The sequence below is a fragment of the Enterobacter cloacae complex sp. XAL002 genome (genome assembly GCF_049236805.1).
Taxonomy (GTDB): Bacteria; Pseudomonadota; Gammaproteobacteria; order Enterobacterales; family Enterobacteriaceae; genus Enterobacter; species Enterobacter intestinihominis.
The window spans coordinates 1-974 of record NZ_JBMKJN010000074.1 but is presented as its reverse complement, the minus strand read 5'-3'; the positions used below and the strand labels follow the sequence as shown (position 1 = coordinate 974).

Here is a 974-nt window from a genome sequence, read left to right as displayed (position 1 = left end):
AACAGGCGCACTTTGAACACAATTTCCCGCCCCTGCTGTTCTGCTGACAGCTCGCCGCCGTGAGCATGAATGATCGACCTTGTAATTGATAATCCCAGCCCCGCGCCTTCCGTGTTGTAGAACCTTGATGAGTCTGCGCGATAGAACCGGTCAAACAAACGTTCCAGATTAGCGGGAACCTGGCCGGACATCGTATTCGTAATCATCACGTTCACACAGTCACTGTCACGCTCAAGGTGTATCGCTGTACAGGTGTTATCGGGAGAATACTTGATTGCATTGGAAAGCAGGTTACTGAAAGCACGTCGGAGCATATCGCTGTCTCCGGCAACAACGCCCTCTCCTTCAACCGTGATTGTCTTTCCTGTTTCGTCTGCCAGGGGCTCGAACAACTCACGTAATTCATTCAGTTCGGCGGCCAGATCCACATCATGTTTATCCAGCCGCAGCAGACCATGCTCTGAACGTGCCAGAAAAAGCATGTCACTGGTCATTCGTGACAACCTTTTCAGTTCTTCCAGGTTAGCGAATAAAATTTCGCGGTAATGCGAAACATCCCTTTCCTTAGCCAGTGCAAACTGCGTCTGCATCATCAGATTACTGACTGGTGTGCGCAGCTCATGCGCGATGTCAGACGAGAAATCTGACAGTTTCCGGAATGCCCCCTCCAGGCGATCAAACATATTATTGAACTCCTGCATGGTCTCAGAGATTTCCGGCGGAGCCAGATCGGGATTTAGACGCTGATCCAGGCTGTGTACAGTCATGGAGGAAGCCAGACTGGTCATTTCCCGTAACGGTTTCAGACCAATACGTGTGGTCAGCCAGCCCAGAAAAACAGAAATAAAGACCAGACCGATATTGAACCAGAACAGCCAGGTACTGAGTTTGTCCATAAACAGGGTGTGATACCCGGTATCCGTGGCAACCGTAATGATGACATGTTTGCTTTTACCCTGTTCCGGCGTCACGGC

At 50.4% G+C, this 974-nt stretch carries 1 protein-coding gene; it reads right to left on the bottom strand.

Translation table 11 applies throughout. The features are described from left to right. Positions 1-974, bottom strand: a 974-nt coding sequence (pcoS, locus tag ACOT0L_RS23995) for a copper resistance membrane spanning protein PcoS (RefSeq protein WP_421637285.1), incomplete at both ends; no start/stop codon positions are given.